We start from the raw sequence: 15,996 nt of genomic DNA on the forward strand, positions 1-15,996 counted from the left end.
AAAAAAGCCTTTACAGATAGGTTTGTGCAACAAAGCCCTTCTTTTACATGATCTTTGAAGTATTGATACCAACAATTATTTTTCAATTCATATTGAAATTTTACAATTATTTCTATTGATAGCTCCACAGATGAAATGTCATAGATATCTTTCGTTTTATCAATAAATTTCTTATCTCTACAATTCAGAAACAGACTGTTAAAATTCATCTTGTATGTTTTTTCATCTGTGGCATGTTTGATTTCCAGTCCCTTTAAAATCAAATCAGATAGAGTATTAACAGGGTTACTAAGAACATTCTGAATAGGTTTTCCTAAATCTTTTTTTTCTATCGCTCCCATCACATCCATAAAATGATCATACTTAGTCGGCAAATAATGCGACAAATCAAAACCATTCCCCACAATTAAAATATTCATTTTTATAAAGTCTCAAATAAAAAAAGCGCATCAATTGATACGCTTTTTATGCAGTAAAATACTCAAACTTTCAAGCTCATTCCTATATCAAGAACACACCGCTGTCTGGAAAGTCTTGGTATTTTTACCACGCATACATTGATACGATTTTTCGGTCTCAACCAATTTCCAGTCATTATCTACATGCTTAAAACTATAAATAGTACGAATTGAACGCACTGAATCATCCATTAACCCAGTTTCTGTCACTTTGACTTGTGCAGCCGTTGGTGATTCTACACTGTTGAAAAATTGACGAATTTCAACGGTAGATAATTCTTTGACCAAATCAGGACGTTGTTTTAATACTTGTGCCAAAGGTGTGTCCGAACTGCTGACTTTATTGACTAAATTCTGAGTGGTGGCACAGCCTGCCAATAAACCCAAACACAAGGCTGAAACCGCGGCTAAACGCAACATGACAAATTCCCCATAGATATCATTACTTACCCGTAATGATGCAATGCTTAAGCACATAACTCTATGGCAACAATGTAGCGATTGTTTTTCTGAGTTGAGTTTTTTATCTTTTTTATTACTGCAATAAAAAACACCGCAATGTTGCCATCACGGTGTTCAGTACGTCATTCGGAATAAATTTATAAATCGAATAATTTACCCGGGTTCATAATGCCGTTTGGATCGAAGACTTTTTTCAAGGCTTTCATGTATTCAATTTCTTCGGCACTACGTGAATATTCTAAATATGGCTTTTTGGTCATGCCCACGCCATGCTCGGCAGAGATTGAACCGTCATATTTTTTCACAGTTTCGAACACGTATTTATTCACCACCTGACATTTGGCAAAGAATTCATCTTTGCTTAAATCCGCAGGTTTCAAAATATTTAAGTGCAAGTTACCGTCACCAATATGACCAAACCAGCAAATTTCAAAGTCTGGATAGTTGCTTGCCACAATTGCATCAATTTCTTGAATAAATGCAGGCACATGCGTAATTAAAACTGAAATGTCATTTTTGTATGGGGTAAATGGTGCAATGGATTCAGAAATATCTTCACGTAAACGCCATAAGCTTTCCACTTGCTCAAGGCTTTGGCTCAATACGCCATCTAATACCCAACCTTGCTCCATGCAGTGCTCAAAAATTTCCATCGCCTTGTCCATAATTGGCTCAAACGGCGCTTCAAATTCAAGTAACACGTAGAATGGGCATTGTGTTTCAAATGGACGTTGCACTAGACCGTGATCCAGCACTTTCTGCATGGCCAATTCACCAAAGAATTCAAATGCAGTTAAGTCAATTTTAGCTTGGAAGGCATGCAATACAGGCATCACTGCTTCAAAATCAGGTACACCCAAAACCATCACTTGCAGGTCTTGCGGTTGACGCTCTAATTTAATTTCCGCTTCAGTGACTAAACCTAAAGTACCTTCACCACCAATAAACAAATGCTGAAGTGCATAACCTGTGGCATTTTTAATCATGCCTTTGTTTAAACGCAAGATGTCGCCTTTGCCTGTCACCACAGTTAAGCCCAACACCCAGTTACGCGTCATGCCGTATTTAATGACTTTAATACCGCCCGCATTGGTGCCAATGTTGCCACCAATTTGTGAAGAACCCGCAGAAGCAAAATCCACAGGGTAATACATGCCTTGTTCTAGTGCATAACTCTGTAATTGTTCAGTGACCACACCTGCTTGTACGCGCACCATACGGTCGGCAGGGAAAAATTCTAGAATCTGGTTCATTTTGTCCATGCTCACCACGATTTCACCATTGGCTGCCACGGCACCCGCAGATAAACCCGTACGACCACCCGATGGCGTCACAGCAACATTGTATTGGTTGGCAAGCTTAACAATGGCTTGAACTTGTTCAGTCGTTGCAGGGAAAACGATCACAGATGGGTTTGGATCAAAGTGTTTGGTATAATCCCGACCCCAATTTTGCAGGCTATCGGTATCCGTTTTAATACGGTTTTCGCCAACAATTTCGGTCAATTGGGTCAACAACTCTGGGGTTAAAGCGACTGGAGCATTCATCGTTTTCAGACCTTGCAATGAAGTAAACAAGTGGTGTCGAATCTAATGCATTATTCAGCTGAAACTGCGTAACAAAGGAACAATAACTAGACAGCACGTGAAGTAACGGACAGTCCATCTGCACCGTATTTTTTCACGGAGCATTATTATAAGCCATTTTTAGCCAAAACCCGCAGAAAATCGCGTTTTAACAAGGTTACCTTGTAAATTACAGGCTTAGTTAGACCAATCACGACAGGTTGTGACGCATATTTCGCCAAAATACCTGATCGCTGGGTCATAAAGGAAATGTATATCCCCCTACGTCCTATGCTATGATACTGCGACCAAATTTGGCCTTTGTAGCGGAGCCGTAATGAGCCAACATCTTTCCCTGCCTAAAGATAAAATTCGTTTCTTGTTGTTAGAAGGCGTTCACCAAAACGCAGTCGACACTTTAAATGCAGCTGGATACACCAACATCGACTATCGTAAAACTGCGCTTGAGGGTGAAGCGTTGAAAGAAGCGATCAAAGATGCGCATTTCATTGGTATTCGTTCCCGTACTCAATTGACTGAAGAAGTTTTTGAAGCGGCAAACAAACTCATCGCGGTGGGTTGTTTCTGTATCGGGACCAACCAAGTGAACTTAAATGCTGCGATGGTTCGCGGTATTCCAGTCTTTAACGCACCATACTCAAATACTCGTTCAGTGGCTGAACTGGTATTAGCAGAAGCAATCCTTCTTCTTCGCCGTGTACCTGAAAAATCGACAGATACACATGCGGGTGGCTGGAACAAATCTGCTGTAGGTTCGTTTGAAACACGCGGTAAAACTTTAGGTATCGTGGGTTATGGTTCAATCGGTTCGCAACTTTCAGTTTTAGCTGAAAGCATGGGTATGAAAGTCATCTATTTCGACACAGTAACGAAATTACCTTTAGGTAATGCACGTCAAGTCGGCAGCATGGGTGAACTTCTTGCCAATGCAGACGTGGTGTCTTTACACGTACCTGACGTTCCTTCTACGCGCAACTTCATGACCAAAGATCAATTTGCGCAAATGAAACAAGGTTCAATCTTCATCAATGCGGCACGTGGTACATGTGTAGTCATTGAAGATTTGGCTGATGCGCTTAAATCAGGTCATCTTGCAGGTGCTGCGGTTGACGTATTCCCGAAAGAGCCTAAAGCGAACGGTGAAGAATTTGTTTCTCCACTCCGCAACATACCAAACGTGATCTTAACCCCGCACGTGGGTGGTTCGACCATGGAAGCGCAAGCGAACATCGGTTTAGAAGTGGCTGAAAAATTTGTGGCTTACTCAGACAAAGGTATGACTTTATCTGCAGTGAACTTCCCAGAAATTGCGTTGCCGTTGACTGAAGGTAAACACCGCTTATTGCATATTCACAAAAACGTGCCTGGCGTACTTTCAAAAATCAACAACTTGTTTGCTGAACACGGCATCAACATCTCTGGTCAGTCTTTAATGACCAAAGGTGATGTCGGCTACTTGGTGATGGATGTTGACGCAACTGCATCTCAAGAAGCACTGGATACTTTACAACACGTTGAAGGTACAATCCGCGTTCGCGTATTGTTCTAAGTTATTCGATGTGAAAAACCACAGACTTGTGTCTGTGGTTTTTTATTGACCCCTCCTCCGCTTAAGGGGGTCAATAAAAACCGATTCACAGCGCTAAACCGATCTATTGCCGATGGGGAATAGATCGGTTTTGTTTCAGTACAACTTGCCCGTACCTGCTGACTTTTTATCTGTCTGCATAACTTGCTGAATCTAGCTCATCCGCTACGAGCTATTTCCACGGCACAATGTTATGATTGAAAAAAATACACAAATTGACCATCCGATATAAAACATAATGCCCTAGATTATGCTGAACTTAAAAAACTCCTCCTATTTCCAAGCCGTGTTCCTGTTGTTCATTGCCATGCTCTGTGTGCAAAGTAGTGGTTCATTGGCAAAAATTCTGTTTCAGCAATTTCCTGTCTTAACGGTTTCCGCCATGCGTATGCTGTTGGGTGCGCTCATTCTGGCGATTATTTTTCAAATCTGGAAAATCAATTTTAAAAGCGTACGCTGGTCATCCATTCTCAGTTATGGCATTGCACTGGCAGGCATGAATGGACTGTTTTATTTATCGATTGAACGCCTGCCTTTGGGCATTGCGGTTTCATTTGAGTTTATTGGTCCCCTCAGTGTCGCCTTGTACTATGCGCGGCAAAAATATGACTTGCTCTGGGTCTGCATGGCAATTTTAGGCTTAATCTTGCTGTTTCCGTTTGACCAAGCCACACAATCACTGGATCTAACGGGCATTGCCTTTGCCATTGGTGCGGGTGCCTGTTGGGCAGTTTATATTATTGCGGGGCAACGCCCTTCGGGAATTTCAGGCAACCATACCGTGTGTTTGGGCATGTTTGTCGGCATGTTGTGTTTAATGCCGATAGCCTTGTTTTCAGGCATGACCAGCAATGTTTTCCAGCCCCCTAATTTATTCTATTTTGTCGGCCTGGCCATTCTCGCCAGTGCCTTACCATTTACCTTGGAAATGATTGCCTTACGCAATCTGACCGCCTTGAGTTTTGGCACCTTAATGAGTCTGGAACCCGCGATTGCGGCACTTTCTGGTTTTGTGTTTTTAAATGAGCAATTGCTTTGGACACAGTGGCTGGCACTCGGCACCATTATTACTGCATCAATCGGGTGTACCTATACCACCCAGCAAGCCAGACGTCGCAATGAAGCAGCCTTAAAATCTACGAGTGAATCGGTCTGATTCATTCCAGTCCTAAGCCTCAGGAGGTTTAGGGCAGCATCCTATATTTTCCTTCACCTGACATGGAGACCACTACGGATATGCCAAACAGTCAATTGAGTGCCGTTTTTCTCATGGTGTTATCCATGTTGGCCTATCAAGTCAGTGCCTCCTTTGCCAAGCAACTGATGCAAGCGTTAGATCCATTTACCGTGGTGACCTTACGCCTCAGTTTCGCCTCAATCTTGGTGGTGTTGATGTTCCGTTCATGGAAAATCATTCAACGCTTACCTTATTTAAAATGGCGTGACTTGCTGTTTTACAGCGCCGCAGTTTGTGTCATGAACGTCCTGTTCTATGCCTCTTTGGGCAAACTACCACAAGGCATTGCCGTGGGATTAGAGTTTTTAGGACCGCTTACCTTGGCGCTACTTTCCATCAAACAAAAAAGTGATTATCTCTGGGTCGGACTTGCCATTACAGGCATTGCCCTGATGGTGCCTTGGCAGGATGCGCAAGCCCACAACTTCTCTTATATCGGTGCGGCCTGTGCTTTGGGCGCAGGGATTTGCTGGGCATTTTATATTTATTTTGGTCAGCGCGTGGCTCGGCAAAACATCGGCATGCATGCCCTAAGTATTGCCATCGTACTGTCTACACTGGTTCTCTTACCCATCAACAGTGTCCGCAATCCTGAAGCGATGTTGCAATTTCAATATTGGCCACAAGCCCTGATGATTGCCTTGTTAGCCACAGCCATTCCTTATGCTTTGGATCTTATGGCACTCAAACGCCTGAGTAAACTCAGCTACGGGACGCTCTCCAGTTTATCCCCAGCTCTCGCGGCTATTGCAGGCATGTTACTGCTCAAAGAGCATATTAGCCTGTGGCAAACTTTAGCGCTGATTTGCATCATGACCGCATCGGTCGGGGTCACTTATCGTGCCAGTCGTTCTGCACCTGATAACGAAAACTAAGCTTTCATCACTGCATTCTAAAACCCATCCATTCGTGACTGTTGTATGCGACTGACTGCATCAACAGTCCCTTTTATTTCTCTACGTTGTTTCATCCTACATATGCTTTCGCCTGAAGAATGGCTTGAATTCGCTGACCTGAAAATCTACTATGAGGAAAAGAGCAAAAGGAAATATAAGAATAACAATGCAGCCACATATCCGCCTGAATATGATCGTCAAAAATGAAACCGCGGTGATTTTACGTTGCCTAAAATCAGTCAAACCGTGGATTCACTCATGGGCCATTGTTGATACAGGATCAACAGATGGTACACAACAACTGATTCAAGACTTTATGCAAGATTTGCCTGGCAAGCTGTTTGAACGTCCTTGGCAGAATTTTGGTTTCAATCGTACCGAAGCATTACAACTGGCACAGGATCCGTCCCTACCTCATGCTGACTACCTGATGTTTATCGATGCCGACCAGACCCTCATGGTAGATCCTGATTTTGAATGGGGGACTTTAACTGGCTTAGCGTACTATTTTGAATATATTTACGGCAATATTCGCTATCAATTAAATTCGCTTGTATCAACGCAAATTCCATGGAAATGGGAAGGTGTTTTACACGAATATTTAAACTCGCCTGAACCTCACCAATGGCAGCTCTTAAAAGGTCCTCATGTTTTTGTGCAGCATGATGGGGCCAGAGGGCGTGATCCCACCACCTATCTCAAAGATATCGAAATTTTAAAGCAAGCCATCATCGATGAGCCTGATAACCTGCGATATAAGTTTTATCTCGCACAAAGTTATCAAGATGCCAATTTACCCGAACCTGCCCTCGAAGCCTATCAAGTACGCGCCAATGCAGGTGGATGGGAAGAAGAACGCTGGACAGCACAATTTCGTGCAGCAAAATTTACAGAAAAATTAAAGCAACCCGCAGCAGCAATTCGTACTGCATATTTGCAAGCGTGGGTGAGTCGCCCGCAACGGGCTGAGCCGCTCTATGAGCTGGCTCGCTTTTATCGAGAGAACCACTTATTTGAGTCCGCCTGCCAATTTGCCTTACAAGCCTGCCAAATCAAACGCCCGAGTGATACTTTATTTGTCGATGAAAGTGTCTATTCATGGCGGGCTTTAGATGAGTTCAGTGTCGCTGCATCGTATTGCCCGTCCTATAAGGAACAAGGTAAACAAGCCATCCTGAAATTATTGATGGAGCAAAAATACCCAGCCTCTGAAGAAGCACGGCTAATTGCCAATCTGCGTTTCTATAAATAGCAAACCCTTGGCATAGCAAGGGTCAACTTAGAAACTGAATGTAACCGCTGATGTAAAATTGCATCAGCTTGGCACTTAAGCTGGGAAAAAGATTTGATAACTTAAACGCACAATTAAAATAGACACTAAAACCAAAAAGATAATACGGATAAAACCACTACCGTATTTGAGTGCCATTCGGACACCGACCAATGAACCTGCAATATTGGCGACAGCCATGGTCAACCCGATTCCAAACAGGACATGACCAGCAGGCACGAAAAAGCTCAGTGCGGCAAAATTGGTCATAAAATTGGCAATTTTGGAAAGCGCCGAGGCATGAATAAAGTCGACTTTCAAATAACGAATAAAATAGAAAATAAAGAAACTGCCCGTTCCTGGACCAAAAATACCGTCATAAAAACCAATCAACACACTGCCGATTGCAGCGAGTACCAGTATTTTCGTGGTGACTTCCTGTTGAAAATGCACCTGCCCAAACTGTTTTTTCATGAAGGTATAGATCGCAATAATGATCAACATACACAACACAAAAGGCTTCAACACTTGGGTGGGAATCATCGAGACACAAGCAGCACCTAAATAGGAGCTAATAAAGGCACCGACGCCTATCACCAGCAACAACTTCCACGACAATGACACACGGCGAAAAAAAGAAAACGCCGCTGAAGCCGTCCCAAAAATAGAAGAGAGTTTATTGGTCCCAAATACGGTCGCGGGAGCCAATTGTGGCATTGCACCCATGATGGCAGGAATCTGAATTAAGCCTCCGCCTCCAACAGCAGCATCAATGGCGCCTGCACAAAAAGCAAAGAAGACCAGACTCAGAATCAGATCGAGTTCCATCATTGTCAGCCACCTACAGATTCAAAACACGTTTAGGAATCAAACGCTTTCGCTCATTAATTTCGGCTAATCCGAGGCACTTTTCACCATCAAACACCAACACTTGGGCTTCCGCGGCATGATCAATATTACTTTCCATACCCCGACTAAAATATTCTGCTCGACCTTCAGGCACTTGAATCTGGGTAAAATGCTGAACAGGCGCATAGACAGGCAACAGCAGCGCTTCACGCTCCTGTTCGGTTAAACCTTCTAAATATTCAATGGTATAACTTGGAATCAGTTCAAAATGACCTGTTTGAATGCGATGTAAATAAGTCAAATGTCCATACGTACCTAGAGCTTTGGCAATATCCTCACCCAATACACGAATATAGGTACCCTTAGAGCAAGTCACATCTAGAGTTATGCTGTTTTCCGTAAAAGAAAGCAGCTGAATGGCTTCAATAGTAATTGGGCGTGCGTCACGCTCAACCTCAATACCTTTACGCGCCAACTCATATAGCGGACGACCCTGTTTTTTCAATGCAGAATACATCGGAGGAATTTGTTGAATCTCCCCCACAAACTGTTGCAAGACCTGTTGAATACGCTCTTCCGTCAGTTCTGGTACGGCTTGTTCCAGTAAAACTTCACCTTCAACATCACCTGTAGTGGTACTGTGCCCAAGCTGTACCGTAGTTTGATAACGTTTGGTCGAATCCAATAAGAAATGCGAAAACTTGGTGGCTTCACCAAAACAAATTGGCAATAAGCCCGAAGCCAACGGATCTAAAGCACCTGTATGCCCTGCTTTCTCTGCTCGCAATAACCAGCGTACTTTTTGTAATGCTGCATTTGAACTAATACCCAAGGGTTTATTTAACAAAAATACCCCATGAACCGGGCGGCGCTGGATTTTTGCAGCAGATGATTTCATAACTCAGAACACGTATTTCAACTGTCGCCATACTAACAACCGCTTATCTAGTTTTACAACTTTTCTGTTGTTTATTTGCATTCACATTGCACAATAAAACAAGTTCAAGATGAACCCAATAAAAATTAAAAATGGATGTTAGGCATAGGATATGCAAAAAAAGAAATTATGGCTGATACTCGCCATCGTGGTTATTGTTCTGCTGGGCTTTTTAGTCTGGTTGGCGCCGAGTGCCACCACAGGCTCGAACGCCACATCAAATCCCATTCCATCAACGCAGGACTCTAATTCAGTTGGCGCAGTCCAAGCAGACTTATCCTCCAATTTAGCCCAAGCTTTTGTCAGTCCAAGTCAGCAAGATACTGAAGTGAATTGTCAAATCAGTTTAGATCAAAGCCAGCATTTAATCATCAATGAACAAACCCGAAATTGCTTTGAATATTTCATCACGCAATATGGTGAAAAACAGCTGGAGCAAATCAAGCAAGACTTCGCACTGTATCTGCAAAAAGGCTATCAAGAGCCTGCTTTAAGCCAAATTCTGGATCTCTGGAATCGCTATCTCGATTACCGTGTGCAATTAGGCAACTTGCAAGAACCGAATTTAAACAAGCAAGATCCCGAATACTATCGCAAGGTTTTTGGTCTGATTAAGAATCTACGCAATCAATTCTTCTCAAATTATGAAATAGAGGGGCTCTTTGGTGCAGAGAATATTTACCATGAATATACCTTGAACCGCATGTCGATTATGGCGGATCAGTCCCTCAGTGAAATGGAAAAAGCACAGAAATTAAAAGAACTGTTTGCTCAATTGCCTGAAGATTGGCGTGAAAATCTAGAACAATTATCCAAATTGGAAGATCTGCGCAAGCTAACCAGCGATATTAAAGCGCGTGGCGGTTCTGCAGCCGAACTTCGCCAAATGCGCATGAATCTGGTTGGTGCAGAAGCGACTCAACGTCTGGAGCAACTGGATCAGGAACGTGGGCAATGGAAATCGCGAGTGAATAATTATTTAGCGCAACGTGATCAAATTCTGAATAGCCACATGAGTGAATCAGCACAACAACAAGCGATTGCACAATTACGTCAGCAACAATTTAAAAATCCACAAGAACAATTACGACTTGGCACTTTTGAAACCACGCACGACGCAGGAGGAAAATTACCTTTCGCAGAATAACTCTGCATCTTATGACCTTTTTTCAGGATGAAAATATGTATAAAACGAAAAAAATAGCACATAGCCTTTCACTACTTGGTTTAGCCACCTGTATTGGACTCAGCAGCAGCTCACTCACCGCAGGCGTGCTTAGCGTCAATGCTTCTGCACAAAGTAGCTACGCCAAAACCAAATATCCCTTATTGTTTACCCATGGTATGTTTGGCTTTAGCCGCGTTGGGGTTGCTGAATTTGGTTTAGATTACTGGTATCAAATTCTGCCCGATTTAGCGCGTAACGGGGCAACCACTTTTGCTGCGCAGATCTCGCCTTTAGAATCGACCGAAGTCCGTGGGGAGCAACTGTTACAGCAAGTCGAAGAGGTCCTTGCCATTACTGGTAAGCCTAAAGTCAACCTGATTGGACATAGCCATGGAGGACCGACGATTCGCTATGTCGAGGCCGTCAAACCACAATATGTCGCATCCTTAACTGGGGTCGGTGCGACCTTTAGAGGTTCCAAAGTCGCAGATGATCTACTTTCAAACCAAGCGGGTTCACAGCTCCTGAGTATCGCTACGGATTATATTATTGGGCCATTAATTACCTTTGCCGAAGGTAATCCTGCGTTGAAGAGTGATTTGCATGCCTCGCTCACCTCAATCAGTGAACAGGGTTCGCAAGTCTTCAACCAGAAATATCCGACAACAGCATTGGCTGCAGACTGTAGCAAAAGTGGGGCTACCTCCAATAATGGCATCTACTATTACTCTTGGACAGGGACATCCCAAGTGACCAACGTGATTGATGTGGCTGACAGTGCCATCTCCCTGCTTGCGCCAATTTCTTATATCAGCACCGACAATGATGGCTTGGTTGCACGTTGCAGCACCCATTTTGGCAAAGTCATTCGTGATAATTATGATTGGAATCATTTAGATGAGGTCAATCAGGTCTTAGGATTACGTGGGCTATTTAGTCCAGATCCAGTCGATGTCTATCGTCAACACGCCAACCGTCTAAAACTGCAAGGACTGTAATATCTCTATTCTCTCTGGGGCAATCTTCAGAGAGAATTTTTTGAATTATTCAGTTACATACTGTGTTTTATTTAATCGGATTTTAAAACCCTATTTCGCTCTGCTCTTTATACTCATGGCTGACAATGATCATTGTCGGTAGAAAAATTAAAAAAGAGGAAGATCAATGAAATATGGACTCTTGATAGCTGGATTGCTATCAACCTGTGTGCTGAGTACCACGCAAGTGCACGCCAGCGCATCACAAATTCAAGCCAAATATGTGACCTCCAGTTATGCCAAAACCAAATATCCCCTCGTGTTCGCACATGGGATGGGAGGCTGGATTCGTGCAGGCACAGATGAACTTGGTGTCGATTATTGGTATCAAATATTACCCGATTTAGCACGTAACGGCGCCAATGCATGGGCAACCCGTGTTTCCCCATTCAACAGTTCTGAGGTTCGCGGTGAGCAACTGCTACAACAAGTCGATGAGATTTTAGCGATTACGGGGGCAAGCAAAGTCAATTTACTGGGGCATAGTCATGGTGGGCACAGCATTGCCTATGTTTCAAATGTCGCTCCCGATAAAGTCGCTTCTGCTACTGCCATTTCGAGCCCACTCAAAGGCTCACCTGTTGCTGATCTAATTATCTCAGCTCAAGGCACACCCCTCGAACAAACCTTGGTCAGTCTGATCAATTTCGGTTCTCAGGCCATTGTCTGGGCACAGCAACAGGACCCAAACTCCCTACCGCATGATGCACTGGCAGCGGGTATCAGCTTAAGTCAGGCAGGTTCTAAAACCTTTGCCCAAAAATATACACTCGGTATGCCTAAATCGGCTTGCGGTGAAGGGGACGCAATAGAAAATGGCATTTACTTCTATTCGTTCTCTGGTAATTCAACCTTAACCAATATTCTCGATCCTGACTCAGTATTGGCTGCCACAGGATTACTGATGCAAGCGCCGAATGACAATGATGGCTTGGTCTCGCGTTGTAGCGCCAAATATGGCAAGACCATCCGTGACAATTACAACTGGAATCATTTAGATGTGATCAACCAGTTCTTTGCCTTACGTTCAGTCTTTTCCCCAGATCCTGTCGATGTCTATCGTCAACATGCCAACCGCTTAAAACTACAAGGACTATAAAGTCATAAGCAAAAAAAATGCGCCAAACGGCGCATTTTTTTCACTCAAATAAAACTGATTAAGCTTCAGTTTTACGAGCTGGTAACTTTTCACGAATACGTGCAGCTTTACCAGACAATTCACGTAGGTAGTAAAGTTTAGCACGACGAACGTCACCACGACGTTTCACTTCGATTTTAGCAACGATTGGAGAGTGAGTTTGGAAAACACGCTCAACACCAACACCGCTAGAAATTTTACGTACTGTGAACGCAGAGTTCAAACCACGGTTTTTCTTCGCGATTACAACACCTTCAAATGCTTGAAGACGCTCACGATCACCTTCTTTTACTTTTACCTGAACGATAACAGTGTCACCTGGTGCAAAAGCTGGGATGTCTTGTTTAAGCTGTGCATTTTCAACAGCTTGTACTAAAGGATGCTTACCGCTCATGGGGTATCTCCAATATGTGTGGGTCAGAAGAGGTCTGAGATCCACTGGGTATAGAGGCTAAAGCGCATAGACCCGATTGACTTTCCCTTTATGCCTGACCGCTTCAATGCATAAAGAGCCTAATAAACAATACTTCAACACAACCGCTCAAGTATTGGCTTCAGTAAATAACCGAAAGTTATTTTCCTGATAAATCTTTGAGCCATTTTTTCTGCTGCTTACTCAACTCCACCTTTTCCACCAACTCAGGTCGGCGTTCAAGAGTACGTTGATAACGCTGCAAAAACCGCCATTTCTCGATATTGGCATGATGTCCCGATTTCAAGACTTCAGGTACATCCAATCCTTCAAATTGGTCTGGCTTGGTATATTGTGGGCAATCTAACAGACCATCCACAAAAGAATCTTGCAGATGAGATTGCTCATCAGACATCGCACCCGGAAGTCTCCGAATCACACTATCTAAAAGAACCATCGCAGGAAGTTCTCCACCCGATAAAACGTAATCCCCTATCGACCATTCCTGATCAATATATTTTTGGATTAAACGCTCATCAACCCCTTCATAACGTCCACACAATACAATCAAACCATCATAATCGACGAACTGTTGTACAGCTGGTTCATTCAGAGTTTTTCCTTGTGGTGACATATACACCACAGGAACATGAACTGCTCCTGCTTGCTCTGCAAGCTGTTTGGCACGTTGAATCGCTTTCGCCAAAGGCTCAGCCATCATCACCATACCAGGACCACCACCAAAGGGACGTTCATCCACTCTTTTGTAGTTGCCCTCAGCAAATTCACGTGGATTGATACAATGGAGTTGTACAATGTTACGTTTTGCTGCGCGCCCGCTAATACCGTAGGCTGTAATCGCTTCAAACATTTCAGGAAAAAGCGTAATGACTGCAAAAAACATCGCAGACTCCCGTATTTCCAAAAATAATTAGTAATCTACGCCCCAATTCACGTAGATACGACCAGCTTCGAGATCAACGCGTTGTACCACATCTTTATGCCATGGAATCATACGCTCTTCGCTATCGATACTTTCAGCAGTTGCACGAACCACCATCACATCGTTAGCCCCTGTTTCAAACAGTTCATGGATTTGACCGAGATTCACTTCTTGTTCTTCATTGTCCAGACCTAACACGGTTAAGCCTTTTAAATCCGACCAGTAATACTCGTCCACACCTGCTTGAGGCAGTTGCGATTTTGAAATCCAGACATTTGCGCCAACCAGATTATCCGCCGCAGTGCGATCACTCACACCTTTTAGCGAAACAACCAAGCCTTTGCCATGCGGTTTCCAACGTTTTACATCGACAATTTGCCAACCTGCTTTGGTCTCAATGTACCAAGGAAGGTAGTCAAATATGTTGCTCATAGGTTCTGTATTGGAATAGACCCAGAGCCACCCATTTAATCCATATGCTGAACGTAACTGTCCAATCTGAATACGATCTTCGGGAACATTCTGTGTTGGTGTCATGGGCTACCTGCTACCTTAAAATTAAGCAGCAGCTGCAGCTTTCTTAGCTTGAGCAGCTAAAGAAGCAACACGTTCTGAAGGTTGAGCACCTTGAGAAACCCAGTGTGCAAAACGGTCAGCGTCTAAACGGATTTTTTCAGCTTTACCTTGTGCAGTTGGGTTAAAGAAACCAATACGTTCGATGAAACGACCGTCACGTGCGTTACGGCTATCAGTTACAACGATTTGATAGAATGGACGTTTTTTTGCACCACCGCGCGCTAAACGAATAACAACCATGAGAACAACCTTATAGTTTTTACGGATTATCCCTGCGTCGACCACCGACAACACTTCAAACCCCTTTAATAGAGGGCGGTATTTTACGTTAATTTTATGCTGAAAGGAAGAATAATTTAGATTTATCCACAGTTTTGAATGTACAGCTAATAAAACATGAAGACACCCGATACATAAGAAGCGAATACTCGGAATATTTGCTTCTTGTAAACTATTTAACTGTTAATGACCATTCCAGTTGGTTGTAGCTGATGGCATACAAGGCGAACCACTATTTTTGTCAGAGCCTTTCGTCCAGCATTTTTCTCCACGATAATTGAGTACAAGATGACCATCACCTGTTTGAGCTCCAATAGGGGTTGCAGTTAATGTCCATGTTCCTGCTGTGACATTAGATAAAGCTAGGTTATATAAAGCTGTTCCTGATGGTGGAAGTTGTTCACTTCTTCCAATGTCATCGAGTTCAATCGATGTACCATCCGACTTTAAAAATTTAAAATTTACAATTTTGTACCGTTGTAATTGACCAGCAATATTTACCATTTCTGCCTGAGCATCTACACGATTAGTTTTGCGTGTATACTCCAGATAGGATGGATAAGCGATGGCAGCCAAAATTCCAATAATTGCCACGACAATCATAAGCTCAATTAGAGTAAATCCATATTGCTTACCAACTTTCACTGTTTGCTCCACATGGGGTTGCTGATGCTAGCTTCGTCGAGGTTAAGACCTCACTTTCCACTAACTTATCTTTTGTTTTACAACGGATTCCACTACTAGTTAAAAGAAAACTATAGTTCTGTTCTTGTAAAACATTACAAGTGGTGCAACTTGTACCATAGTTTATTTTAGAATTTGCTTCAGCCAATATAACCCATCCTTGACCCAAAGCTTCATTATTTTTTAAATCATTGGCTGGAGTCGTTGCATCACGTATGTAGACTGTATATTGCTTTTCTGACCCTGTTTTACCTGTTGGTATAGCAGCAGAAGTAGTCTCAAAATTTCTATAATTAAGATTCCGTGATTTATGTCTCTCTAACAAAGTTGCTAATCGCTGCATTTCCTGTTCAGCATGTGAAGCAATTGCACGACGGACAAACTGCTGGTAACTTGGGATTGCGATTGCAGCAAATATTGCAATGATCACAACGACAATCATCAATTCAACCAAGGTAAAACCTTTGTTTCTCATA

At 43.0% G+C, this 15,996-nt stretch carries 19 protein-coding genes; 7 read left to right on the top strand and 12 right to left on the bottom strand.

Features of this window, described 5'->3' with window-relative positions; genetic code table 11:
- From ACWQ4X_RS16105 to ACWQ4X_RS16120, 4 genes are all read right to left on the bottom strand, one after another.
- Positions 1 to 419, bottom strand: a 419-nt coding sequence (locus ACWQ4X_RS16105; protein WP_457904320.1) for an AbiH family protein, incomplete at its 3' end; no start/stop codon positions are given.
- Between the two features lie 87 nt (positions 420 to 506).
- Complete coding sequence (locus ACWQ4X_RS16110; protein WP_016168663.1) at positions 507 to 878, bottom strand: hypothetical protein; 372 nt, start codon at positions 876 to 878, stop codon at positions 507 to 509.
- Between the two features lie 179 nt (positions 879 to 1,057).
- Positions 1,058 to 2,467, bottom strand: coding sequence for an FAD-binding oxidoreductase (locus ACWQ4X_RS16115; RefSeq protein WP_161932996.1), 1,410 nt, complete (start codon positions 2,465 to 2,467; stop codon positions 1,058 to 1,060).
- Positions 2,468 to 2,613: 146 nt separating this feature from the next.
- Positions 2,614 to 2,748 (bottom strand): hypothetical protein, encoded by a 135-nt coding sequence (locus tag ACWQ4X_RS16120; RefSeq protein ID WP_457904321.1) that lies wholly within the window; start codon positions 2,746 to 2,748, stop codon positions 2,614 to 2,616.
- Positions 2,749 to 2,822: 74 nt separating this feature from the next.
- Here ACWQ4X_RS16120 and serA point away from each other — a divergent pair, with 74 nt between their 5' ends.
- The 4 genes from serA (at position 2,823) to ACWQ4X_RS16140 (ending at position 7,479) form a co-directional block, all read left to right on the top strand.
- The gene (gene serA / locus ACWQ4X_RS16125; protein ID WP_142767680.1) at positions 2,823 to 4,055 is read left to right on the top strand and encodes a phosphoglycerate dehydrogenase; all 1,233 of its coding nucleotides are present in this window, start codon (positions 2,823 to 2,825) and stop codon (positions 4,053 to 4,055) included.
- 289 nt (positions 4,056 to 4,344) lie between these two features.
- Complete coding sequence (locus ACWQ4X_RS16130; protein ID WP_457904322.1) at positions 4,345 to 5,250, top strand: EamA family transporter; 906 nt, start codon at positions 4,345 to 4,347, stop codon at positions 5,248 to 5,250.
- 80 nt (positions 5,251 to 5,330) lie between these two features.
- Positions 5,331 to 6,206, top strand: a complete 876-nt coding sequence (locus ACWQ4X_RS16135; RefSeq protein ID WP_100241956.1) for an EamA family transporter — start codon at positions 5,331 to 5,333, stop codon at positions 6,204 to 6,206.
- A gap of 187 nt (positions 6,207 to 6,393) precedes the next feature.
- Positions 6,394 to 7,479: a glycosyltransferase gene (locus tag ACWQ4X_RS16140; RefSeq protein WP_457904323.1), complete on the top strand. Its 1,086-nt coding sequence runs from the start codon at positions 6,394 to 6,396 to the stop codon at positions 7,477 to 7,479.
- Positions 7,480 to 7,554: 75 nt separating this feature from the next.
- On the opposite strand, the gene ACWQ4X_RS16145 is transcribed toward ACWQ4X_RS16140, so the two are convergent.
- Positions 7,555 to 8,325 carry a sulfite exporter TauE/SafE family protein gene (locus ACWQ4X_RS16145; RefSeq protein WP_142769976.1) on the bottom strand — a complete coding sequence of 257 codons (771 nt, stop codon included), beginning with the start codon at positions 8,323 to 8,325 and terminating at the stop codon, positions 7,555 to 7,557.
- 13 nt (positions 8,326 to 8,338) lie between these two features.
- A complete protein-coding gene (gene truB, locus ACWQ4X_RS16150) occupies positions 8,339 to 9,244 on the bottom strand; it encodes a tRNA pseudouridine(55) synthase TruB (RefSeq protein ID WP_457904324.1) in 906 nt (301 codons plus the stop codon).
- Between the two features lie 151 nt (positions 9,245 to 9,395).
- Here truB and ACWQ4X_RS16155 point away from each other — a divergent pair, with 151 nt between their 5' ends.
- The 3 genes from ACWQ4X_RS16155 (at position 9,396) to ACWQ4X_RS16165 (ending at position 12,587) form a co-directional block, all read left to right on the top strand.
- The gene (locus tag ACWQ4X_RS16155) at positions 9,396 to 10,430 is read left to right on the top strand and encodes a lipase secretion chaperone (protein WP_457904325.1); all 1,035 of its coding nucleotides are present in this window, start codon (positions 9,396 to 9,398) and stop codon (positions 10,428 to 10,430) included.
- Positions 10,431 to 10,465: 35 nt separating this feature from the next.
- Positions 10,466 to 11,449, top strand: coding sequence for a lipase family alpha/beta hydrolase (locus ACWQ4X_RS16160; protein ID WP_457904326.1), 984 nt, complete (start codon positions 10,466 to 10,468; stop codon positions 11,447 to 11,449).
- Positions 11,450 to 11,615: 166 nt separating this feature from the next.
- On the top strand, positions 11,616 to 12,587 hold the full coding sequence (locus ACWQ4X_RS16165) for an esterase/lipase family protein (protein WP_457904327.1): 972 nt from the start codon (positions 11,616 to 11,618) through the stop codon (positions 12,585 to 12,587).
- A gap of 58 nt (positions 12,588 to 12,645) precedes the next feature.
- Here ACWQ4X_RS16165 and rplS read toward each other — a convergent pair whose 3' ends face one another.
- The 6 genes from rplS to ACWQ4X_RS16195 form a co-directional block, all read right to left on the bottom strand.
- Positions 12,646 to 13,020, bottom strand: a complete 375-nt coding sequence (gene rplS, locus ACWQ4X_RS16170; protein WP_100241899.1) for a 50S ribosomal protein L19 — start codon at positions 13,018 to 13,020, stop codon at positions 12,646 to 12,648.
- 178 nt (positions 13,021 to 13,198) lie between these two features.
- Positions 13,199 to 13,942 (bottom strand): tRNA (guanosine(37)-N1)-methyltransferase TrmD, encoded by a 744-nt coding sequence (gene trmD / locus ACWQ4X_RS16175; RefSeq protein ID WP_457904328.1) that lies wholly within the window; start codon positions 13,940 to 13,942, stop codon positions 13,199 to 13,201.
- 27 nt (positions 13,943 to 13,969) lie between these two features.
- Entirely contained in the window at positions 13,970 to 14,518 is a 549-nt protein-coding gene (gene rimM / locus ACWQ4X_RS16180) for a ribosome maturation factor RimM (RefSeq protein ID WP_457904329.1), read from the bottom strand.
- Positions 14,519 to 14,539: 21 nt separating this feature from the next.
- Positions 14,540 to 14,797: a 30S ribosomal protein S16 gene (rpsP, locus tag ACWQ4X_RS16185; RefSeq protein WP_457904330.1), complete on the bottom strand. Its 258-nt coding sequence runs from the start codon at positions 14,795 to 14,797 to the stop codon at positions 14,540 to 14,542.
- A 222-nt stretch (positions 14,798 to 15,019) separates the two neighbouring features.
- Positions 15,020 to 15,439 carry a type IV pilin protein gene (locus ACWQ4X_RS16190; protein ID WP_406565032.1) on the bottom strand — a complete coding sequence of 140 codons (420 nt, stop codon included), beginning with the start codon at positions 15,437 to 15,439 and terminating at the stop codon, positions 15,020 to 15,022.
- 28 nt (positions 15,440 to 15,467) lie between these two features.
- A complete protein-coding gene (locus tag ACWQ4X_RS16195) occupies positions 15,468 to 15,995 on the bottom strand; it encodes a type IV pilin protein (RefSeq protein ID WP_019385497.1) in 528 nt (175 codons plus the stop codon).
- Between the last annotated feature and the right edge of the window lies 1 nt (position 15,996).

The organism is Acinetobacter sp. NigerLNRRAM0016, assembly GCF_054112845.1.